Raw genomic sequence first — 22,590 nt, 5'->3', positions numbered from 1 at the left:
ATTAGTATTAAATAATCAGGCTTTTGCGGTTTATTTTTTCGAATTATCAATAGCACAAATTTGGGCATGCTTGCTTTCTCCTCATTCATCTGCTTCGTTGGGAAAAACTCGAAATAGGAAACTATTCCTTCATTTTTCCTGCCTTGCAGCTAAACGAGGATTTAAGCATTAATAATCCGGGTTAACCTATTTCTTCGGAAATGAAAAAAGCCGTCTTTTATGGACGGCTTTTTTTATATTTTTATTAGTAATTAATGATAGCTTTTTTGGAGTTTGATGATCATTTCCTGTAAAAGCTCGAATTCTCCATCTTCACTTTTTGCGTTGATTTTTTTCAATCGCTGATTGATTTCTTTTTTTAACAGATCGGAGGGGCTTAATGCTTTAGCAACTTTTTTTGTAGGTGTGGTTTTCTTCTGAACTATTTTGGTGATGTCCTCTACGGATTCAATCGGTTTTTTAACCTCCGCTTTGGCCAATTTCTGTACATCTGATTTCCTTACCTTAGTATCACCTGTTAAAATGGAAGCTTTTAATTCCGGATTTTGATCCCCAATGACATCAAGTCCTTTTGCAAATTCCGCATTGTTTCGAATGGATTTTGGCGAAGTTTTGTACTCCTCAGCTAATCTTTCTTCCGTTTTTTGAACCACTGCTCCTTCTTCCACCGGAAGATTTTTGCGATTTCCACCATGACTTCCCTTCTCTCTTTCATAGCGCATTCCTATTAAATACGCCCTTTGTTCATCTGTAAGATTTCGTCGGCCCAGCTGATTATTAATCATCCAGTCTTTCGCTTCTTCCAGATTTTTGAATTCCAACAATCGGAAATCAAAGTGTAAATGGTGTTTCTGAGTGATCGCATATCGGTTATGGCCGTCCACCAAAATATACTTCCCCTCATGTTTCCAAATTAGAATGGGTTCTCGAAGTCCCTCCTTAAGAATGTTATTTTCCAATTGCTCAAACTCCTCCTGCTGTAAGGCCGGAATTAATTGTTTCAGCTCTTCATTAATGGAAATATTATTCTTAATGACTTCTTTGGAATCCCCTAAAAAATTAGCGGCAGCAGTTCCGGCTACCTTTTTCTCTTTTGCAATTTGGAATTTCTTCGCCATAGGTTTTGCTTACTCCTAGTTCAGGTTTTTTACTAATTCTTCTGTCAGTTTCATATAATCGGTCGCACCATTGGAGGTGGGTGCATAATCCAGTATATGTTGGCCAATTTCTACAGACTCGGCCAGCGAGATATTCTGTCGAATATTGGTGGTCATCAGCTTTTGCTCCCCGATCAAATCACGAACCTGGTTGACGGCCTCCTGGGAAAGCACCGCCCGGCTGTTATACTGGGTGAAAAAGGCTCCGGCCAAATTCAAAGTTTGGTTTGCACCAGCTTCTTTGATTTCTTCAATAATGGAAATGACCTTTTTTAAACCATCCAAACTGTATTTTTGGGCGTGTAATGGCACGATTACTTTGTTGGCTGCTACCAATGCGTTAACCGTAATAATTCCCAAAGAAGGAGGACAATCCAATAAGATGAAATCATATCGATCTTCCACCTCCTCGATGGTTTTCTTTAGTTTGAACTCTCTGCCTAAGCTGGCATTTAGTTCAGTTTCATAATCCGCTAAAGAATCATTGCTACTGGTCATGTGAAGGTTTTCTTCCAATGAAATGATGATATCTTCCAGCTTATAATTCTTTCTAAAAACCGAAGTAATATTGCGATCATCGCTCATGTCAAACCCCAAACCATTGGAAAGATTCCCCTGGGAGTCCAAGTCCATGATCAATGTTCTGTATCCTAGTCTTGCAAGACAAGCCCCCATACTCGCTACGCTTGTAGTTTTGGCTACTCCTCCCTTGCGGTTGGCAAAAGCCAAAATAAAAGGTTGTTGTTTTCCCATCGTAAAATTAAATGAATCGAATTCCTCCAGAAAAAGTGATTTTAAAATGAAGGTTTCTGAACTTCAAAATTAGAAATTCTCCAGCTTCCAAAAAATTAATCAAGGCTCATTATCTAAAGAAAATTGAAAAATCAGTTCGGCGAATGCTCATTTTTTCGCCTTAAGCAATTTATTAAATCATTTTGATAAAATCCTTTTCACTGAATTTTTTGTCTTCTTTTCTTTCAAAATTTTTCATGGGGTAACTTTTACCATTTGATTTTTATACTCTTTACTGGAAAGAAATTTGTTTATCCATCCGCTTAAATTGGGCGGTTATCGGATCTCTTTGGGGCTATTGACTGGAATTAAAGTTATTGATAAAGCGGTAGATTTCTAAAAGCGTTTTTTTTGCGCACTGGTATTTTTTTCGGGTTTTAGAGGAAGTGGCTTTTACGTTTTTTGTCCTATATGTAGACCGTTATAGTGTCCAATAGATTTGCGGATAATAGATATACGTTTTGTTAAGCGGAATTAAAAAACTTGCTAAAATCATTCCCATTGGTAGATTTTATTAGTCTGTAGATGCAGTGCTATTTCCCAATCCCTATTTTTTTTACTTCTATTCTCCGTTTTTAAAATTGGGTAGTAAGTTTATGATTCGTCTGCAAATCAAGCGGTAAAATTTGCCCTTTGAATTGGGGTTGATAAGGCCGAGGAATTTGAATAGATCAGGTAAGGTTTGAGCCTCGTTGGATTTATTTGTGGCGTTTAATTAGTGAAAAAATACTTTGGTAGGTGGTTGGTCCAGGAGATGGTTTATTATTGCGTGCTGGCTATTTTCTTAGGCCCATAATTGTGTTGCTGAGTTTGAAACTGTCGTATTAATCAAGCGGCAAATTTTGCCCTTTGAATTGGGGTTGATAAGGCCAAGGAATTTGGATAGATCAGGTAAGGTTTAAGCCTCCATGGATTTATTTGTGGCGTTTAATTAGTGAAAAATACTTTGGTAGGTGGTTGGTCCAGGAGATGGTTTATTATTGCGTGCTGGCTATTTTTTTAGTTCCATAATTGTGTTGCTGAGTTTGAAACTGTCGTATTAATCAAGCGGCAAATTTTGCCATTTGAATTGGGGTTTATAGGGGCGAAGAATTTTGATAGGCCAAGTAAGCTCCGGTCTCAATGGAATTCATTTGTAGCGCTTGTTTGGATAAGAATAGTTTGTTAAGCGGAAGGCTTAGCAAGTGATTTATTATGGCGTCTTGGCTATCTTGTTAGTTCCATAAATTGTTTTACTCAGTTTGAAACTGTCTTCTTATTCAAGCGGTAAAATTTACCATTTGAATCGTAGTTCATAAGGTGGAAGAATTAGGATAGGTTGTGTAAGCTCTGGTGCTCATTGGAATTCATTTGTGGTGCTTTTTTGGATAAGGATAGTTTGGTAAGCGGAAGGTTTAGCAAATGGTTTACTACTGAGTCCTGGTTATCTTGTTAGTTCCATAAATTGTGTTGCTCAGTTTGAAATTGTCTTCTCATTCAAGCGGTAAAATTTGCCATTTGAATCTATAGGGTCAATGAATTTGGATAGATCAGGTAAACTCTTGTGCTCATTGGAATTATTTGTGGCGCTTTACTGGTTAAAAATAGTTTAGTAGTTGGTAGGTCCAGGAGATGGTTTATTATGTCGTTCTCGCTAATTTTGTAGTTCCATAATTGGTGTTGCTGAGTTTGAAATTGTCTTCTCATTCAAGCGGTAAAATTTGCCATTTGAATCTATAGGGTCAATGAATTTGGATAGATCAGGTAAACTCTTGTGCTCATTGGAATTATTTGTGGCGCTTTACTGGTTAAAAATAGTTTAGTAGTTGGTAGGTCCAGGAGATGGTTTATTATGTCGTTCTCGCTAATTTTGTAGTTCCATAATTGGTGTTGCTGAGTTTGAAACTGTCGTATTAATCAAGCGGCAAATTTTGCCATTTGAATTTGAGATTATAAGGTCGATGAAATATTTTATTTCAAGTATTCCCAGGGTCGCCAGAACCACTGGTCTCAGTTGATATACTTAACCCAAATTGTGTAGGCTTCAATCGTAGTTTAGCGGCAAGGCGAACAATGTTGAAATATTCCCTACTCTAAGTTTTTCCAAGGAACAAAATGAACAAGGGTACAGCAATCTTAGCTAAATTGGCCTTTTTAAAAAATCAGAAATTAGGTTTTCAATGCTCTTAAAAGATCTCGCCTGGGGTAGATCTTTTGCGGATTTTTCATATAATCACAAATGAAAAAATTTTAAGAAAGACCACTTGCAAATAAGGTTTTTTTTGATTGGAATGTTTTTTAATAGGCTACAACCTTCTACCCTATTGGTTTTATAACTTAAATTCTTCCGCACTATCAGTGGGGCTTTGATTGAAAAGCGAAAAGCATTGCTGCTGTCGAAGAGATTCCTCATAGCGTTAATTCCTTAAATTTTTCTCTATTCGATTCAATTATTAAATCATGCCTTGATGGCTTCCGGCAGCTAGTATTGTGGTTCGCTGGAATTGATGACCGCCTTGTTTTTTTATCAAGACAAAATGAAAAATAAGCGATGGAAAATAAGTTATTGAATGGCCGGTCTATCATTTTATTAAAAATGGCTGGTGGATTTATTGAATCTAGCAAAGTATGAATTCGGTTGAGGTAGTCTGGAAACAAATTGATCTAGTCCAATGGCTAACTATTTCCCAACACCATTATCCATTTTTAAAATAGAGCTGAGCAGTTTGTGGTTCGTCTGCAAATCAAGCGGTAAAATTTGCCAGTTGAATTTTTGTGTCCATAATCTTTATGGTAGAGCTTAGAGATCAATTATTGAATCAGGCAATAAGTGATTAATAATTTTGGTGTTTTGTTTACCATTAGCGCATCGGTATTCCCTTTAATAGCAGGCTTGATAAATCGCTTTGCTTAGAGCGGGTTTAATAGCCTATTTTCGCAACGAAAATTTGAACCATTGCAGAGGAGATACCCGATTATTATGAGAGAATAGCAGCCCTATTGTTGAGAAATAATTCAAAATCGCTTTCAATAATTCGAATTTGCGGTCGGATGGTGCGCTTTTAAACATACTTTTAAATATGACCGGGGAGTTTTTCTTCCTGTAAACAAGAATTACCCACAAGAGCCTGACGGATTCTTACCAATTTTGTTCATGGGTGGAATTTTTCTTTGGTGGCTCAATTTAAAAAGGAAGGGAATATCTTTTGACTCCTCATTGTTCTACCTTTTGGGTTGAAATGACCTGGTTGAAAGATTAGTTGACAGAAAATTATTTGATAGTTTTAGGGATATCACTTTATAGCCGACAGGCCTCTAGTAATAATTTCTTTTTACGGGGAGATTTTAATTACGTCTCTCCCCCATTAGCTTTTATTAAGGGGTAAGAAAGTACTTTAAAAACCTCTTATTTTTTCGTTTTTACTGCTACCTGTTTGAGTTTGGGATAAAATATCAAAAGGTAAATTTTACCATTTGTGTATTTTCGTTCGAAATAAAGCAAAAAAACATAAATTGGTTAAGGTCAGAAGGTTTGTTTAAGAAGCCTGAAATATGCAGAATTTTTTTTGGTTCATTCCTGTTAAATACTGCTTAAATAGTGGATGATTGTTCTTTTTGGCCGAATTATTTTTGTTTTTGGTGAGATTTTTGAGTCTTTTTTATTGTGTATTTTTGATAAGTAGAGACAGAGTAAACCCATAGAATAAACCCGTATAAATGAGGCTAAAGAAATTATCGGATTTAAAAGAAATCCTAGCTGGAACAAGTCAGAAGTTGCGGTTGGTAGTGGCTGGAGCCGCTGATGAACCCGTTATTGGTGCTGTTTTAAAGGCCACCAAATTAGGTTTGATTACCCCCATTTTGGTTGGTGATGTGGATAAAGTCCGTGAAATTTCAGCGCGAAATAAATGGTCTTTGGACAAGGTAGAATTGCATAATGAGCAACGAGATGTTGAGGCAGTGGAAGTGGCTGTTCGTTTAGTATCGGAGGGTAAAGCGGATGTTTTAATGAAAGGCATGGTCGCGACAAAGATCTTGCTGAAAGGAGTGTTGGACAAGAAGTGGGGTTTACGCGAATCCAAGGTACTATCCCATTTGGCCATGTTTGAAGTTGCTGGTGCAGGACGGTTAGTGGGATTGACTGATGCGGCCATGAACATTCAGCCCGACCTCCATCAGAAAGCAGATATTATTCAGAATTCTGTAAATTTTCTTCGCCAGATTGGCTATGAAAAACCATTGGTGGCGGCCCTTGCTCCGGTGGAAGTAGTTAACCCGGCGATGCAGTCTACTATAGATGCGGCCTGTTTATCAATGATGAGTCAAAGAGGTCAGTTAAGGAATTGTGTGGTGGACGGCCCATTGGCTTTTGATAATGCTTTTGATCGGGAATCTGCACATCATAAAGGAATAGAATCGGCAGTTGCTGGAAATGCTGATTTATTGGTGGCGCCGGATATTGATGCCGGCAATGTGCTTTATAAGTCCTTAAGCTTTGCCGCCAGAGCGGAGTCGGCTTCTGTGGTTTTGGGAGCCAAAATTCCAGTGGTGCTCACTTCAAGGGCAGATACGGAGATTTCAAAATTATATTCGATTTTACTAGCGGCAGCAGCCGTAGCTATGAGAAAGGAGGCTGATGATGCTACAACATAAAATATTGACGATCAACCCTGGTTCTACTTCAACCAAGATCGCCATCTATAAGGGGGAGTTAGAGTTATTGAATCAAACAATTCGGCATAGTCGTGAGGACTTAGAAGCTTATGTGTCGATATTCGACCAGCTGGATTTCCGAAAGCAATTGATCGCTGAAGCCTTACAACAGGCTGGCATTGATATCGCCCAATTAGACATGGTTGTGGCGAGAGGGGGCTTGCTTGAGCCGATTAGTTCGGGAATTTATGAAGTCAATGAAGAAATGTTGCATGATCTAAAAACGGCTACTTTGCAACATGCTTCTAATTTGGGGGCTCCCATTGCTCAGGCAATCGTTGAGGAAGCTCCGCAAAAATTGAAAGCCTATATTGCTGACCCGGTGGTAGTAGATGAATTGGCTGATGTAGCAAGGGAATCCGGTCACCCTCTTTTTCCCAGGAAATCTATTTTTCATGCTTTAAATCAAAAGGCAGTAGCTCGTCAATTTGCCCAAAAAGTGGGGAAGCCCTATGAAGAGTTGAACCTAATAGTGGCTCATTTGGGAGGCGGAATTTCCGTAGGGGCGCATCAACAAGGGAAGGTAATTGATGTAAACCAGGCCCTGGATGGAGAAGGGCCCGTTTCTCCGGAACGATCGGGTACCTTACCTGTCGGAGATATTATTCGTGCTGCTTTTAGTGGAAAGTATTCCGAAAAAGAAATGCTTTCGATGGTGGTCGGAGAGGGAGGAATGGTGGCCTATTTAGACACTAATGATGCCTATCAGGCCGTTCAATCAGTAGAAAAGGGAAATGCGAAAGCGAAGCATTTTTTTGATGTACTCACCTATCAGGTAGCGAAGGAAATTGGCGCCATGGCTGCCGCTCTTGGAGGTAAAGTGGACGCTATTATTTTGACTGGCGGATTAGCAAAAAGTGATCGCCTTGTTGAGTTGATTGCTGATCGGATCAAATTTATCGCTAAAGTAGAAGTCTTTCCCGGAGAGGATGAGATGAGAGCCCTCGCTCTGAATGGTCTTTGGTTATTGGAAAAGAAAATTGAGGGTAAAATCTATAATCCTCACGGAAAATCTTTTGAAATCCAAGGCTAATATTTAAGTAGCTGGTAGTCAGCTAAATAGTAATTTGAAGGTTTTTCCCTATCCTTATCTAAGAAATTTCCTATCGCAATTACTAGTTTAACATAATAATTAAATTTATACAACAAAAAGGCGCATTATTGAACATGCGCCTTTTTTATTAGTTTACTTCTTCCATTACTAAAGGAGTATTGACTCCCTGTGCAATTCTTAATTGTGTATCTATCACATTTTCAATTTGGAAGAAACGAACCGCAATGAAGACGTTCAATTCCTTTTGCAATTGTTTAAAATATTTCTGTTTGATTTTTAGAATGGCTTTTTCCTTTTTGAAATATTCCTTCCCTATTTCATCCAGACGTTCCGCTGAAATTTTCTTTTCTTCAAAGTTTGCTAAATGCACCAGATTTTCAATAACCTCATAAGAATAAGGTGCCATCTCTTGCTCATAAGCGTTGTATATGGGCCAGAAAAGCTTGCTTTCGCTTTCTTTTAATTGCATATTTTCGACAAATAATGCTTTCTTCTCCACCTGAATTTCAGTATGGATCATCTGAATCTGATCTGCACTTACTTCGGTTGTTTGCGCCTTTACTGACCAGGATACTGCAGCGAATGCAAGGAATAAAAAGAGTTTTTTGATCATAATAAATGTGGTCTTTGTTTTGAGGTAGATGTGCAATTTAGATTTATTTTCCCTAAGAAGAACATGAAAATTTCTATTTATTCATTGAATTTTAATCTCATGTGATTTAATAAATCTATTTGTGTAATGAGTCCGAGGAATTCCTCACCGTCCATTAGAATGGGAACCAGTCCTTTACGGAATAATTCATGAAGCACTTCCACCGAATCATCTTTTTGAACAAGCCTCAGTTGGGTACTCATAATGTCTCTGATAGGTAAATCAAAATCAGAGGAATGATTTTTAAGAGATATTAATAAGTCGGATTCATCTACTATGCCCACAATTTGATGATCCTCCATTACGGGTAATTGAGAAATTTCATACAGCTTCATCCTTCTCAGGGCATGACTGATTTTGTCGGTAGGTTTCAGGGTCACCACTTCCCCTTTCTGGAAATTCCTCGTTAATACATCTCTAAGGTCTCCCCTTTTTTCGACTTTTAGAAAACCCTGGTCACGCATCCAGAAGTCATTGTACATTTTGGACAAGTACTTGTTCCCCGTATCGCAGACAAAAGTAACGACATTCTTGGGACGGTCTTGCTTTTTGCAATAAGCCAGTGCGGCGACGATTAGTGTTCCTGAAGACGAACCGGCCAAAATTCCTTCCGTCTGTAGCAAGGTTCTGGCAGTTTCCAGGCTTTCGGCATCAGTTACGGTAATGGCTTCTTTTACATGGGAAAAGTCTCCTACGTCAGGAACGAAGTCCTCCCCTATTCCTTCCACCATCCAGCTACCTGCCTCATCAAAACTACCTTTGTTGATATAATCGGCTAAAATGGAACCCTGAGGGTCGGCCAGAATAATTTCCGTATTGGGGTAATGCTCCCGGAAGTATTGACTGAGGCCGGTAATCGTACCGGAGGAACCGACGCCCACCACCACTGCATCTACCTCTCCTTTCAGTTGGGCAGCAATTTCGGGTCCAGTGGTTTCGTAATGTGCTTTGGGGTTTGCAGGATTATTAAACTGATTGATGAAATAGCTTCCGGGCGTTTCTGAGGCAATCTTTTCTGCCAGGTCCTGATAATATTCGGGATGTCCTTTGCCTACGTCAGATCTCGTCATAACAATCTCTGCTCCCATTGCCCGGAGGTGTTGTACTTTTTCCTGACTCATTTTATCCGGTATAACTAATATAAGACGATAACCTTTTATGGCAGCGACAAGGGCCAGGCCCAGACCGGTATTTCCGGCTGTGGCTTCAATGAGTGTACTGCCTTTTTGAATGAGTCCTTGCTTTTCGGCTTCATTAATCATGGATAAGCCTATGCGATCTTTAATGGAGCCTCCGGGATTAAGGGATTCAAGTTTGAGGAAAAGGGAACATGGACCGGTGTCCAGCCGGTTAACTTTTACCATTGGCGTGTTGCCAATCATACTTAATGTGTCGTAGAACAAGGATGCCTCGGTTGGGTTCATTGTTGGTTTATTTTGGATTAAAAAAATGTTTGATGTCTACATAAGCAAACGAATAATGGACGCAATGGGATAATTTGCATAAAAAAAAGTCCTCTAAAATTAGGAGGACTTTAAGTAGGGAAGCCAATGATTTTGGTTTAACCCATTGTTTTGCAACATCATTAAAAAGGAGGGCCGGAATGGTTGGTGCCTCATGGGCATTTGAGCTTCCTCTGGCGTGCGATCTCCTTTTTTTGAATTGCAGGACTGACATGCCGTTACGAGGTTTTTCCAGGTGGATTTTCCACCTCGGGATCTGGGTAAAACATGATCAAGGGTGAGGTCCTTTTTGGTATCGCAATAAACGCATTGGTTAGCATCCCTTTTGAAAATATTGCTTTTTGATAGAATTACCTTTTGGTAAGGAATATTAACATATCGACGTAGCTTGATGATAGAAGGAACAGGATAGGCTTTATCCACGGTGTGCAGGTACTCCCCCTCTGCTGCATTCACAATTTCCGCCTTTTCTAGGAAGACCAAAAGAAAGGCTTTGTAAATATCACAGATGGCCAGGGCACTGTAATCAGCGTTTAAAAGAAGCGTATGTTTGTGAAATCGAGTCATACAAAATGGCTTTAATATCCTTAATATTAGGAATTTAGCCATTTTGTTTGAATAAATAGTACTTCTGTAATGAATTCACCATTTTTTGGCTTTTAATAAGGGCTTTTGGCATACATTGGTCCCATAGTCGGCATTAAGCGGAAATATTTACCGCTAGATGATTTAGGCTATCACAAAGAATCCGATAGCAGAGTGTTAGGCTTATTTTTGCTGATTTTCTCATTTTTCCAAATTGGGCTAGGATTGCTTCCTCCTCATTCATCTGCTGCCTTCGGAAAAACTTGAAACAGGAAAAATTAACCCGAATTATTCACTGCCAAATTCATTGATCCAACTCAAGAGTTTTAATTTCAGTCTTTCCCAGGTATTTTTCTTTGGGTGTCAATAGTCCAAATTTGGGTAAGCTTGCTTTCTCCTCATTCCTCTGCTTCGTTGGACAAAACTTGAAATAGGGGCCTATTCCTTCATTTTTTCCGTCGTGCATCTAAATGAGGATTTAAGCACAAATAATCCGGGTTACGGCATTTTTCTGCTTGTCATTATACGAAAATTTAAGAGCATGTTTAAAAGTTCTCCATCCGGCTTCAAATTCGAATTATAGGAAACGATTTTGGATAATTTCTCAACAATAGGGTTACTATTCTCTCAAAATAATCAGGCATCGCTTCTGCAATACATCAAATTTTCGCTTTTAAACACGCTCCTAATCAGCTTCATCAATCGTTTTGGTAAAAAGCGTTTAGGGGGGATTGCCCTATCCTATAATCTTACCTTTCCGAAATGATCATATTGGCTTACGGTACTTCTTCACCAGTAGCAGCAGTCCAGAGTTTGAACCAGTCCTCTGTGCTTAATTGATGGTGAATCACTTTCAGGGCTTTTACCATACGTTCCGCCTTGGAGGTTCCCAGAACCGGTACCGGTTTTGAAGGGTGTTGCATCAACCAGACCAACAATAATTCATCTAAAGCCAGCTCGTATTTCTCCATTAGCGTGTGGGCAACTTCCAAAATCGCCTGATTTTGCGCTTTTCCCTCCGCAGTGAATAAAGCACCACCCCCAAGAGGAGACCAAATCATAGGAGCAAAGCCGTGTTGCTGGGCCTGATCGAAAGTACCGTCAAGATAGGGACGGCGATGCATCAGACTTGCCTCTACCTGATTTGTCACCAAAGGGCTGATGCTACGGAGTAATTCAAATTGATGTGGAAGGAAATTAGATACTCCAAAATACCTGACTTTTCCGGATTGCTTTAGCTTTTCCATTGCTTCAGCCATTTCCTTAATATCCATCAATGGGCTTGGGCGGTGGAAAAGTAATAAATCGATATAGTCAGTATGTAGATTTTTTAACGATTGTTCTACCGACTGGAGGATATAATTTTGGCTGTAATCATAATATTTGATATCAAAGGCAGGCCGGTTGTCCGAAGGAAGGCAGATTCCGCATTTGGTCACTAGCTCCATATTCTGTCGTAATGAAGATTGCCCCTTAAGCACTGCGCCAAATTCTGCTTCTGTAGTGAAATGACCATAGATATCAGCATGGTCAAAAGTGGAAATCCCTCCCTGCAGGCAGGCTTCGATCATTTCCTGATATTGAGCCTTGCTAAATTGAGCTCCCCATTGTCCCCATTTCATTGTTCCGGCGACAATACGGGATATTTTCGGACCCTCTTTAGAAAGGGTTATTTTGGTATTATTCATAGTTTTCTGGGTTTTGATAAGATGAAGTTAATCATTTCTGATCAGTGCCTCCTAATGCTCCCTAATTTGTCGTGTTTATATTGCTAAATCGTTTGCAATTTTTCCTCCAAGGCCTTGTAAGCTTTGGTGAAATCTACAGGAAATTTGGGATCTCTCAATTAAAATGTAGAATTTAAATAGAGAACCAACAACAAACACAGCACCCAAATGAAAGCCGTTGAAAAATATCAACCCAAAAATCATATCCGAATAGTGACGGCAGCCTCTCTTTTTGATGGCCATGATGCTGCCATAAATATTATGCGCAGGATCATCCAACAGACTGGGGTAGAGGTGATTCACTTAGGACATAATCGCTCCGTTGAGGAAATCGTTAATTGCGCCCTGCAGGAAGATGCTCAGGCCATCGCCATTACGTCATATCAGGGAGGGCATATGGAATTTTTTAAATATATGTTCGATCTCTTAAAAGAGCGCGGCGCCGGGCATATTAAAATTTTTGGCGGGGGAGGAGGTACCATTCTTCCCCAGGAAATCGCTGATTTACACCTTTATGGTATTGCTAAAATATTTTCTCCTGACGATGGCCGCGCAATGGGCCTGCAGGGAATGATCAATCACCTGGTTCAGCAAGCCGATTTTGATACCGGTAAGCATATCCCCGAAATCCATAATTTGTCGCATAAGGATCCCTATTCTGTCGCAAAAGCGATTTCTGCGGTGGAAAATCATCCGGAACTCCATAATGTGTCGATCGAAAATTTGAAAAAGATAGCGCAAAATAAAAATATACCTATTTTGGGTATTACCGGTACCGGTGGGGCAGGGAAATCATCCGTGACAGATGAATTAGTACGACGACTTATCAGGGACTATCCGGCTTTGCAAATTGCGTTATTGTCGGTAGATCCGACCAAACGCAGAACAGGAGGCGCACTTTTGGGCGACAGAATAAGGATGAATGCCATCCACCATCCGCAGGTGTTTTTACGCAGCATGGCTACCCGTGCGCAAAATGCGGCTTTAAGTGGACACATTAGGGATGCCATAAATGTGGTAAAGGCGGCGGATTTTGACCTGATTCTGTTGGAGAGCTCGGGCATTGGGCAATCCGGCAGTGAGGTCGTCGATGTCGCAGATATGACGCTGTATGTGATGACGCCGGAGTATGGCGCTGCCAGTCAGTTGGAAAAGATTGATATGCTGGACTATGCAGACATGGTGGCCTTGAATAAGTTTGACAAAAGAGGGGCGGAGGATGCTTTGCGTGACATCAGAAAGCAATATATGCGCAACAGGGATTTGTGGGACACTAAAATGGAAGATTTGCCCATCATAGGAACGATGGCTTCCCAGTTTAATGATGCGGGTGTAAATGTGTTGTATGCCAAAATAGTCCATCATCTGTCGACTTTGGGCTTTGATTTTTCGTCCAACATTCCGGAGGTTCCCAATTTGGAGCGGCAGGTGATCATTCCGCCGTCCAGAAATCGCTATTTATCAGAGATTTCGGAGGAAATTCGGCAGTATAATGCGCAAACAGAAAAAAATGCTCTGCTCGCTGAAAAGCTACAGTCCTTACAACTTTCCGCTGAAATAGTACCTGATGTGTCGTTAATACTGGAGAATAAGATCCTGGAATTGCGACAAAATATGGATGCTCAGGATTTGGAGTGGCTGGAATCCTGGAACGACAAAAAAAGGACTTACCAGGAAGGCGTGGTGCGCTATCAAGTGCGACAACGGGAGATTAAAGTCGACAATTATACGTTAAGCTTGTCAGGCTTGCGGATTCCTAAGGTAGTCATGCCGACACAAAAGGGATGGTATGATTTATACAAATGGTACCGACAGGAGAATTTACCGGGCGCATTTCCTTTTACGGCTGGCGTTTTTCCTTTTAAAAGAGCAGGGGAGGACCCCACGAGGATGTTTGCCGGCGAGGGCGGCCCGGAGCGTACCAATAAACGTTTTCATTATGTAAGTTTGGGGCAGCCAGCCAAGCGTTTGAGTACCGCTTTTGATTCCGTGACACTTTATGGATCAGATCCTGCTGCGCGTCCGGATATTTATGGGAAAGTTGGAAATTCAGGTGTTTCCGTTTGTTGTTTGGATGATGCAAAGAAATTGTATTCCGGTTTTGAGCTGACTAATCCCACTACTTCCGTTTCCATGACGATCAATGGACCTGCGGCGATTATAACGGCCTTTTTCATGAATGCGGCCATTGATCAGGAGTGCGAAAAATATATTCGGAAAAATGGGCTGGAGGAGGAAGTGCGACAGAAAATGGACCGAATATTTTTCTCCCAAAATCGTCAGCGGCCAGCGTATCAGGGAGACTTACCTGCTGGCAACGACGGATTGGGGACTTTGCTCCTGGGGGTGACAGGGGATGAGGTTTTACCGGCAGCGCAATACCGACAGATTAAGGACGAAACCCTCAAGAAGATTAGAGGGACAGTACAGGCTGATATTTTGAAGGAGGATCAGGCCCAGAACACCTGTATTTTTTCCACTGATTTCTCTCTTAAACTGATGGGAGACATGCAGTCATATTTTATTGAACAACAGATACGTAATTTTTATTCGGTATCCGTTTCGGGATATCATATTGCCGAGGCCGGTGCTAATCCTATTTCTCAGCTGGCTTTTACCCTGGCCAATGGTTTTACTTATGTGGAATATTATCTGGCCCGCGGTATGCATATCGATGATTTTGCCCCTAATCTGTCGTTCTTCTTTTCCAATGGGGTGGACCCTGAGTATGCGGTGATTGGTCGGGTGGCCCGCCGCATTTGGGCCAAAGCAATGAAATATAAATATGGCGCCAATGAGCGCTCGCAAAAACTAAAATATCATATTCAGACCTCGGGCAGATCCCTGCATGCCCAGGATATTGCTTTTAACGACATCAGGACTACTTTACAGGCGCTGTATGCCATTTATGATAATTGTAATAGTCTTCATACCAATGCTTATGATGAAGCCATTACAACGCCTACCGAGGAGTCCGTCCGCAGGGCCATGGCCATTCAATTGATCATCAATCGGGAGTTGGGGCTGGCCAAAAATGAAAATCCGCTGCAAGGGGCCTATATTATAGAAGCCCTCACTGACTTGGTGGAAGAGGCAGTACTGGCTGAATTTGATCGGCTAACCGATAGGGGAGGCGTTCTTGGCGCCATGGAAACCATGTATCAGCGGTCGAAAATTCAGGAGGAGAGTATGTATTATGAATCCCAAAAAGCGGATGGAAGTCTTCCGCTGATTGGGGTCAATACTTTTTTGTCTTCCGAAGGTTCTCCCATTGAGACCCCCGGAGAAGTTATTAGAGCCACTGAGGAAGAGAAAAATCACCAAATAAAAATGTTGGAAGCTTTACATTCTGCTCATCAGGAACAGTCAGCTGCAGCTTTGGAAAAGCTTAAAAAATGCGCATGGGAGAACGGCAATTTGTTTGAGGCATTAATGGAAACGGTCAAGTTTTGTTCTCTTGGTCAGATTACTCAAGCTTTGTACGAGGTGGGAGGGCAGTACCGGAGAAATATGTAAAATTTTAAAAATCAATTAGAAAAGCCCATGGAATGTGAAATTCCGAGGGCTTTTTTCGTTTTCTCTTCAATAATATCAATAAATTGCAGGACCGTCGGGTTTGAAGTGGTGCTGAATAGAAAAGCGCTCCTGAGCGATTTCTATTTTTTATCCAGCAATTCAGGGAATAATTGAAATTTAAATTATTTATTCTCCTTTTGTTGGAAAAAACCACCTAGGTCATAAAAAAGACGCTCGATTAGATGGTATATTTGAATCATTGTAAAAAATAAGAAACGATATTTTTTAATATTGGTATGAAAAAGGTAGCAATCGGAATTGATATTGGGGGTACCAACACCGCCATTGGTATTGTAGACGAAGTAGGAACGGTTATTTCCCGAGGAAATATTCCTACTGACCGTCACGCTGATATTCAATTATATATTGATGATTTGGCATCTGAAATTGAGCGTGTTATCGCTTCAGTAGACGCTGAATTGGATATTCAAGGCATCGGTTTGGGAGCACCAAACGGAAACTACTACAAAGGTACAATCGAATTTGCACCAAACTTGAGATGGAAAGGGGTAGTACACCTGACAGATCTTTTGGCGGAGAAATTCCCTTACCCAATCATTAAATTAACCAATGATGCCAATGCGGCCGCTTTGGGAGAATCTATTTATGGATGCGCCAAAGGTATGCGTAACTATATCATGATTACTTTGGGTACTGGTTTAGGTTCTGGTATTGTCATCAATGGTGATTTAGTTTACGGGCATGATGGTTTTGCCGGTGAGCTGGGCCACGTACGTGTAGTGGATAATGGCCGTGAGTGTGGTTGTGGACGTTTGGGTTGTTTGGAGACTTATTGCTCTGCTACCGGTTTGGTACGTACTGCTTATGAGTTGTTGGGTACTTCTAATAAGCCTTCTGCTCTGCGTGAGGTGGTAAATCAGGAGAAATTGACTTCTAAATTGGTTTACAAGTACGCGATTGAAGGGGATGAGTTGGCGATCGAATGTTTCCGTTTCACGGCGGAGATGTTAGGTAAAGCCCTTGCGGACTTCGCTACTTTCTCCAGTCCTGAAGCATTTATCTTGTTTGGTGGTTTAGCAAATGCAGGTGACTTATTGTTGAAGCCTACTAAAGAGTATATGGAAGCAAATATGTTGGAGATCTTTAAAAATAAGATCCGCGTAATGCCTTCTGAATTACCAGGTGCTGATGCAGCCGTTTTGGGTGCTTCTTCATTGGTTTGGAATGAGTTGAATAAATAATATTCAAATAGATATATTATAAAGCACGGCCTCGGTCGTGCTTTTTTTATGGCTATGAAGTCCATATTCTGTCGCTATAATCCCTTTTGTGTCGTATTATTGATTTTTATCGAAATCGAAATAGGGCAATTTAAGCCGAATTAAGGACGCTTAAATCCTCGTTTCGCTGTTGAGGGTGGAATGAGGGAATATTGTTCTATTTCGAGTTTTTGCCAATGATGCAAAGGTATAAGGAGAAAGTCAGCTCCGCCAAATTTGGGCTATTATAAATCAAAGAAACTAAATTGCAATGAACTGAAATTAATTGAGATCAGTTAATAAATATGGCGGTGAATAATTCGGCTTAAATCCTCGTTTCGCTGTTGGGGGAGGAATGAGGGAATATTGCTCTATTCCGAGTTTTTGCCAATGAGGCAAAGGAATAAGGAGAACGCCAGCTCCGCCAAAATGGGATTATAGAAATTTAGGGAAATTAATATCCATGACCTGACATGAAATGGTTTAGCCTAATTCACTAAAGCGCTCGGTGAATTATTCCGACTAATTTAGCCTACCTCTGAAATTTTGACTACCAAAAGCTTTTGGCTTATTGCCCCGATTTTTCAGCAAAAAAAAATGCGACGCTATCGAAAGCATCGCATTTAAATATTTTATTGGTCTACTGATTAGTTCGCTTTATGTTGTTTCTGAAAGCGCTCAGAGATTTTCTTCCATTTCTCCCATTGTTTCCCCTCCTCTAATTCTATATCAGCAATTTTGAAGAAGTAACGGAAAAGGAAAAAGCAGGCGCCGGCCCCGAAAGTATGCCACATAAAGTGTAGTCCTACAGGCTCAAAATAACGCTCAGGGTTTGGATCCAAAAAGCGCATACTAATGGCACCAATGAAGCAAAGTAATCCGTACAACACCATTCTCCCATGGTAAAAGTGGGTTCTTCTTAAGAAGACAATCAAAGGCAATAGCACCAGCGTTGCCATGGTCAAGTAAGACAAATTGGTAGAAAGCGGATCAGCGATGAAATTGTTCACATATATTTCAATCAATGAAACTATAAAACCAATGGCTAGTGGAATTTTCCAGCTGTTAAACAGCTTGTACATCAGATACATCGCTCCGAAGAAGCCGATAATTAAAATCGGAAGGTAATCCATCATCATATAATACCAGGAAGAGCGGAAAGCATGGTATAGCGTTCCACCAACGCCACCGATGAGCAAGAGTACCGTAATGACGGTCATGAATGCATAACGCTTGAAATCTCCTCCTACCTTCATCAACCAATAGATCGCAATACCAACAAAAATAATAGCGGTAATGGTGTTCATCGGTTCCACGATGAAGTCATTCAGGTTAGTTTCTGTATAAACGGGGCCTTCATCAGGCATTTGACCATCTACCAATTGTAGTGGTGCGTGAATAAGTGCGAATAAAAATTTAAATAAGAACATTAAATGGGATCAAATTCGATTCGACAATAATTAAGTATAGCGTCGATGTAAAATGCTTCTAAACGGTACAAGTTGCAAAAATAAGGAAAATTGAACATCAGCCAAAAGAAAAGGGGACAAGCGTCCCCTTAAACTTGAATTTTTTGCAACTTAGTCGCATTTATCATTTAAAACTTCCAGCATCATCGGATCCACTTTTTCTAATCCTTTGACCCCAAGTTGTGCTAAATTCTTGATCGTAATTTCCACATCTTCATGTACAATACCATCAGCAAAGGGAACCACGGCATTATCTAAAGCGAAATCTGCTGCATGCATAGCTGAATGAATGGAGGAGCTGATTTTAAGTGCGCAAGAGGGTTTCGCACCATCGCATATCATCCCGGAGAGGTTGCCTACCATATATTTCACTACATTTTCAATGGCAGTATAGTCGCCATTCTGAAGGTAGGCCACTCCGGCACCGGCACCAATAGATGCCGGAAGAATACCACAAAGGGCAGATAGCGGCCCAATACGTTTCTTTATATGGATCGGAATACAATGAGCGATAATCAATGCTCTGGCTAATTCTTCAGTGGTACTGCCTAAATTTTCGGCCATTTCAACTACCGGAAGGGTGACCGTAATACCTTGATTACCGGAGCCGGAGTTGGTCATAACCGGAAGACCACAACCCGCCATTCGGGCGTCTGAACCAGCGGCTGCGCGGGCAGCTGCACGGGTGGCAAAATCGGCCTTTAAACCTTGTTTTTCAAAGTTAGTCAGCATCCTTTTTCCAACCTGAAGGCCATAATTGTTGGCCAGGCCTTCTTCCGAGACTTTGGTGTTGTATTTTACCGTATCTAGAATAAACTGGATCTCTTCAAAGCTGGCTGTTTTTCCCATTTCCACAATTCTGGCAATGGTTAAGCCATCCACGGAGCCATCTGCTAATATATGTGCAGCGTCTACCTTGGGTTGCTCAAACATCATTTCCCCATTTTTAGAATAGGAACGGAACTCCGTGTGACGGTGCTCGATAACAGCATTGGCTTCCTGACCTTCAAAAAATAAAACCGCCTCAACGTACAGGTTATCTACTCCTTCTATGACCTCTACCTTTACCTTATTGGCATTGACATAGTCCTGGGCTTTGATAATCGTTTCATCCGTAACGTCCTTCAACACTTCCAACAAATACTCACTTTTACCGGAAAAAACGCCCAAAGCAGCGGCAATCAACATGCCTTTATGGGAGGTATTAGGGATTCCGACACTCATGGCATTTTTATACATATTGCCACTTACTTTCAAAATCACCTCTTCCGGTAAGCTTCCCAAAACTTCCCGGGCTTTTACAACTGCTAAGGCTACGGCAATGGGCTCTGTACAACCTAAGGCCAATTCAACATCATGCTTGATCAGGTCAATGATCTGAGCGTTGGAAATTTTTGTCATTTAATGTTCTACGTTTAATCTAATCGCCTTAAAAAAAAGGCCCAAATGCGTGGGGTTCACTTGTAAGATTTTAGCTGTTTATCAAAAAAATAGCCTATTCCTATGCTCTTTGGAACCACAAAGTACAAATGTACCTTATTAAGATGAGCAAAAAAACAAAGGTGTTTAATTATGATCGTTCGGAGTAATAAAGTGTTGATTATTGGTTTTTTGGTGTTAGTCGTCCTGCTAGCCTCGTGTAAAAGCGATGATAATGGAAATGTAAACATTGGAGAAGTTGACGATTTTGAATTAGTGGCAGGCTATTATCGATTTGAACAGGCCACGGCCCTTTCAGCATTTACCATTAATGTAAACGGGCGGGATAGGACATTAGAGGTCGGGGAACAAGCGACGGACTATTTTGATCATTCTTTTGTGATGATGTTAGCGCCTTGTGAGCGTGAAAATACCTATCTCCATTTTCGAGAGGACAAATCCCTCGCCCTGGTATGTACCAGTGGGGAAATCCGGGAATTGGGTACGTATACGGTAGATGAATTGAACCGCATTGTTCGGATGAATGTAGAAAATCCGCTAATATACACCATTGTATTTGAGGAGCTTACCTATACTGATGGAGATCTTTTTGCCAGGGTAAGAGCATTTCCCATGCCCTCCGTTGTGAACACAAATATGAGTCTGGAGGAATTGGTATTGGCCAATCTGAATCAGATTCAGCAGGTGGATCTTTCTATTGAGGCCAGGTACTTTGAAAATCTCCCTTAAGCAGGATTATTCCTACTTAAATCCTTGTTTAGCTACAAAGGGGAAAATGAAGGAATTTCCCTTATTTTGAATTTATCTTATGAGGCAGATTCAGAAGGAGAAAGCATTTCACTCCAATGTGGGCTATTTAAAAATGAGTAAACCTTATAGTAATTTATAGGTAATGGATAGCTTAAAGTGGTTTAGTGAATCTATCAGTAAATAATTCGAGTCAAATTTATAAATACAGCGCCTCAAAAGTAAGCAAAGGAAGATTGGCTTCCATTAAGATCAACTCATCTCCGGTGATTTTGAAATTGTGGCCTTTGTCCAGCATTTCCCGAAAGGTGTGATTAAGCTCATTTTGACATGAATCTATTTCGGTATCAAATTCAAAATTGATGATGGGAGCCTCCAGCTCGTAGGTACCTGAAAAATGGTTGCATCCATCGAATCCTCGAAACTTTTTTCCTTCTAATAAAGTGATGTGGATCTCACGCTGGATGCTTCTTAGTTGGGGGATGACGCTTTGTTCGTGTATGGCCCTAAGCGCCCAGCGCGTATTGGTCAGGCTGGCGTCAGGTTTTTCGGTGACTTCAATATTTTTGAAAATCATATAAGGGCGGTGATTTTTAAACTTCTTGATAAAGCTTACACGAACGGCCTTATTCTTCATTTCAAGTTCCCTGGGCGCCCATTTTTTGTAATTTTCAGGGCTCATTTTAAAGGTGCAAAGATTGCCATTGGGTAATTCCACTGACAAATAGCCCCCTGATTTGGCAGAAGAAATGGAATGCAACTTGCCCTCATACATCTTTTTATTCTCCGATGCCTGTATAAAATTCCGGGCTTTCAAACTATCCGCTACGAAATAGGCGTCCTCGGTAGGAAATTTATGAAATACGTTATTATTGAGTTCATATAAATTGTCCGCCGTTTTGGAAAGAAAAGCAATATTTTTCTTCTCTGCATAGTATCGACGATGGCGGTTGATTTGGAATAGGTCAATGTCATCAATCTCCTGACAATCGACTTTTATCAGGTTCCCTTCCTTGAAGAAATAGTCCTCTCGTAGTCGGAAATCAGGTCCGAAGGAATTCACAATGACATGTAAAGGACGATAAGAGCGATCAAAATAGGCTTTGGGCTCTATCAACCAGCCTTTATGCTCCATTATGTAGCCCTCGCGTATTAAATTCTGCTGGTGTTGAAATTCAAGCTTTCTAATAGAATCGCAATATTGATTAATTTCAACTATCGGATCCTCCATTTCAGTAACCTCTTCAGATTGAGTTGATTTTGGTTCTATGCAACCACTAAATCCAAGGATAAGTAAAAGAAAGAAAAAATTTCTGAAATGGGTAAACATGCGTGCTTTGAATTTTTGGAACTTCAAATTTAGGAAAAAATGGGTAATTAAGCCTACTCTAATTCAGTTCCTAATTCACCTTTAAGGTGGTATTCGTTGAATCGGGACATTTGCCTCGTCTATTGATTGTATAATAGTTTGTTCCGATGTTTCTTTTCATGGATGCCTTATTTTAGAAATCAAAACTGTAATAGAGTTGTCCAGTGTTTGCTTTAAATTTTACCCTCATTAAAATAAATAGGTGGATTCGTATTACGGATTTTTGTTTGTTTTCACACTTTTTAAAATAGGGGACATAGACCCAAATGAATTTATGTCTTCTATTCGTTGGAATGAGCAGGCTTTGATTGCCCCTAATTGTTTTTCCAAATAGATCGTGAAAAGGCCGGAGGATTCTGGCCTTTTCCATTATCCGGGGCTCTTTGGGAGTTTAAAAAGCCGAATGCTTTATTTGAATTACTACCGGCAGATTTATTACAAATAGAAAAGAGTTTTTTAAAAAGGCTGATTTGGTTTGTCCTGCTGATTCTTTAATTGCCCAATTTGGGAAAAGCTTGCTTTTTCCTCTTTCACCTACTTCCATGGTAAACACGCGAATTGGGAAAAATTTCGTCATTTTCCTGCTTTCAATCTAACAGAAAATTTAAACCTACCTATTACGGGTTAATTTCATAGTGTTGTCTTCT

15 protein-coding genes are annotated in these 22,590 nt (G+C 40.5%); 5 read left to right on the top strand and 10 right to left on the bottom strand.

Annotation, left to right across the window (positions count from 1 at the left end):
* Positions 1-251: 251 nt before the first annotated feature.
* The gene (locus tag AAA970_RS20950) at positions 252-1,118 is read right to left on the bottom strand and encodes a ParB N-terminal domain-containing protein (RefSeq protein WP_338238841.1); all 867 of its coding nucleotides are present in this window, start codon (positions 1,116-1,118) and stop codon (positions 252-254) included.
* A 15-nt stretch (positions 1,119-1,133) separates the two neighbouring features.
* Positions 1,134-1,910, bottom strand: a complete 777-nt coding sequence (locus tag AAA970_RS20945) for an AAA family ATPase (RefSeq protein WP_060688930.1) — start codon at positions 1,908-1,910, stop codon at positions 1,134-1,136.
* Between the two features lie 3,735 nt (positions 1,911-5,645).
* Here AAA970_RS20945 and AAA970_RS20940 point away from each other — a divergent pair.
* Both AAA970_RS20940 and buk read left to right on the top strand, forming a co-directional pair.
* Entirely contained in the window at positions 5,646-6,581 is a 936-nt protein-coding gene (locus AAA970_RS20940; protein ID WP_338238840.1) for a bifunctional enoyl-CoA hydratase/phosphate acetyltransferase, read from the top strand.
* Positions 6,565-7,674, top strand: a complete 1,110-nt coding sequence (gene buk / locus AAA970_RS20935; RefSeq protein ID WP_338238839.1) for a butyrate kinase — start codon at positions 6,565-6,567, stop codon at positions 7,672-7,674. The genes AAA970_RS20940 and buk overlap by 17 nt, the downstream gene beginning before the upstream one ends.
* 148 nt (positions 7,675-7,822) lie before the next feature.
* On the opposite strand, the gene AAA970_RS20930 is transcribed toward buk, so the two are convergent.
* The 4 genes from AAA970_RS20930 to AAA970_RS20915 form a co-directional block, all read right to left on the bottom strand.
* The gene (locus AAA970_RS20930; RefSeq protein WP_338238838.1) at positions 7,823-8,308 is read right to left on the bottom strand and encodes a hypothetical protein; all 486 of its coding nucleotides are present in this window, start codon (positions 8,306-8,308) and stop codon (positions 7,823-7,825) included.
* A gap of 77 nt (positions 8,309-8,385) precedes the next feature.
* Complete coding sequence (locus AAA970_RS20925) at positions 8,386-9,771, bottom strand: pyridoxal-phosphate dependent enzyme (RefSeq protein ID WP_338238837.1); 1,386 nt, start codon at positions 9,769-9,771, stop codon at positions 8,386-8,388.
* A gap of 99 nt (positions 9,772-9,870) precedes the next feature.
* Complete coding sequence (locus tag AAA970_RS20920; protein ID WP_060688925.1) at positions 9,871-10,377, bottom strand: HNH endonuclease; 507 nt, start codon at positions 10,375-10,377, stop codon at positions 9,871-9,873.
* Between the two features lie 794 nt (positions 10,378-11,171).
* Entirely contained in the window at positions 11,172-12,083 is a 912-nt protein-coding gene (locus tag AAA970_RS20915; RefSeq protein WP_338238836.1) for an aldo/keto reductase, read from the bottom strand.
* Positions 12,084-12,290: 207 nt separating this feature from the next.
* Here AAA970_RS20915 and AAA970_RS20910 point away from each other — a divergent pair, with 207 nt between their 5' ends.
* A complete protein-coding gene (locus AAA970_RS20910) occupies positions 12,291-15,638 on the top strand; it encodes a methylmalonyl-CoA mutase family protein (protein WP_338238835.1) in 3,348 nt (1,115 codons plus the stop codon).
* 296 nt (positions 15,639-15,934) lie between these two features.
* Complete coding sequence (locus AAA970_RS20905) at positions 15,935-16,900, top strand: ROK family protein (protein WP_338238834.1); 966 nt, start codon at positions 15,935-15,937, stop codon at positions 16,898-16,900.
* Between the two features lie 665 nt (positions 16,901-17,565).
* Here AAA970_RS20905 and AAA970_RS20900 read toward each other — a convergent pair.
* Together AAA970_RS20900 and AAA970_RS20895 are read right to left on the bottom strand one after the other, a co-directional pair.
* A complete protein-coding gene (locus AAA970_RS20900) occupies positions 17,566-18,348 on the bottom strand; it encodes a hypothetical protein (protein ID WP_338238832.1) in 783 nt (260 codons plus the stop codon).
* A 150-nt stretch (positions 18,349-18,498) separates the two neighbouring features.
* On the bottom strand, positions 18,499-19,788 hold the full coding sequence (locus tag AAA970_RS20895; RefSeq protein ID WP_338238830.1) for an L-cysteine desulfidase family protein: 1,290 nt from the start codon (positions 19,786-19,788) through the stop codon (positions 18,499-18,501).
* Between the two features lie 171 nt (positions 19,789-19,959).
* On the opposite strand from AAA970_RS20895, the gene AAA970_RS20890 reads away from it, so the two are divergent.
* Positions 19,960-20,556 carry a hypothetical protein gene (locus tag AAA970_RS20890; RefSeq protein ID WP_338238829.1) on the top strand — a complete coding sequence of 199 codons (597 nt, stop codon included), beginning with the start codon at positions 19,960-19,962 and terminating at the stop codon, positions 20,554-20,556.
* Positions 20,557-20,773: 217 nt separating this feature from the next.
* Here the strand turns inward: AAA970_RS20890 and AAA970_RS20885 are convergent, their stop codons facing one another.
* Positions 20,774-21,709 (bottom strand): META domain-containing protein, encoded by a 936-nt coding sequence (locus AAA970_RS20885; protein WP_338238828.1) that lies wholly within the window; start codon positions 21,707-21,709, stop codon positions 20,774-20,776.
* Between the two features lie 625 nt (positions 21,710-22,334).
* Entirely contained in the window at positions 22,335-22,520 is a 186-nt protein-coding gene (locus tag AAA970_RS20880; RefSeq protein ID WP_338238827.1) for a hypothetical protein, read from the bottom strand.
* Positions 22,521-22,590 lie beyond the last annotated feature (70 nt).

This window comes from Persicobacter diffluens (assembly GCF_036244895.1).
Lineage (GTDB): Bacteria > Bacteroidota > Bacteroidia > Cytophagales > Cyclobacteriaceae > Persicobacter > Persicobacter diffluens.
The sequence above is the reverse complement of the archived record's forward strand: the minus strand, read 5'-3'. Positions and strand labels throughout refer to the sequence as shown.

Excerpts from the sequence above, each read along its gene's own strand:
- AAA970_RS20950 (WP_338238841.1), bottom strand. The coding sequence starts at position 1,118 with ATGGCGAAGAAATTCCAAATTGCAAAAGAGAAAAAGGTAGCCGGAACT.
- AAA970_RS20945 (WP_060688930.1), bottom strand. The coding sequence starts at position 1,910 with ATGGGAAAACAACAACCTTTTATTTTGGCTTTTGCCAACCGCAAGGGA.
- AAA970_RS20940 (WP_338238840.1), top strand. The coding sequence starts at position 5,646 with ATGAGGCTAAAGAAATTATCGGATTTAAAAGAAATCCTAGCTGGAACA.
- buk (WP_338238839.1), top strand. The coding sequence starts at position 6,565 with ATGATGCTACAACATAAAATATTGACGATCAACCCTGGTTCTACTTCA.
- AAA970_RS20930 (WP_338238838.1), bottom strand. The coding sequence starts at position 8,308 with ATGATCAAAAAACTCTTTTTATTCCTTGCATTCGCTGCAGTATCCTGG.
- AAA970_RS20925 (WP_338238837.1), bottom strand. The coding sequence starts at position 9,771 with ATGAACCCAACCGAGGCATCCTTGTTCTACGACACATTAAGTATGATT.
- AAA970_RS20920 (WP_060688925.1), bottom strand. The coding sequence starts at position 10,377 with ATGACTCGATTTCACAAACATACGCTTCTTTTAAACGCTGATTACAGT.
- AAA970_RS20915 (WP_338238836.1), bottom strand. The coding sequence starts at position 12,083 with ATGAATAATACCAAAATAACCCTTTCTAAAGAGGGTCCGAAAATATCC.
- AAA970_RS20910 (WP_338238835.1), top strand. The coding sequence starts at position 12,291 with ATGAAAGCCGTTGAAAAATATCAACCCAAAAATCATATCCGAATAGTG.
- AAA970_RS20905 (WP_338238834.1), top strand. The coding sequence starts at position 15,935 with ATGAAAAAGGTAGCAATCGGAATTGATATTGGGGGTACCAACACCGCC.
- AAA970_RS20900 (WP_338238832.1), bottom strand. The coding sequence starts at position 18,348 with ATGTTCTTATTTAAATTTTTATTCGCACTTATTCACGCACCACTACAA.
- AAA970_RS20895 (WP_338238830.1), bottom strand. The coding sequence starts at position 19,788 with ATGACAAAAATTTCCAACGCTCAGATCATTGACCTGATCAAGCATGAT.
- AAA970_RS20890 (WP_338238829.1), top strand. The coding sequence starts at position 19,960 with ATGATCGTTCGGAGTAATAAAGTGTTGATTATTGGTTTTTTGGTGTTA.
- AAA970_RS20885 (WP_338238828.1), bottom strand. The coding sequence starts at position 21,709 with ATGGAGCATAAAGGCTGGTTGATAGAGCCCAAAGCCTATTTTGATCGC.
- AAA970_RS20880 (WP_338238827.1), bottom strand. The coding sequence starts at position 22,520 with ATGACGAAATTTTTCCCAATTCGCGTGTTTACCATGGAAGTAGGTGAA.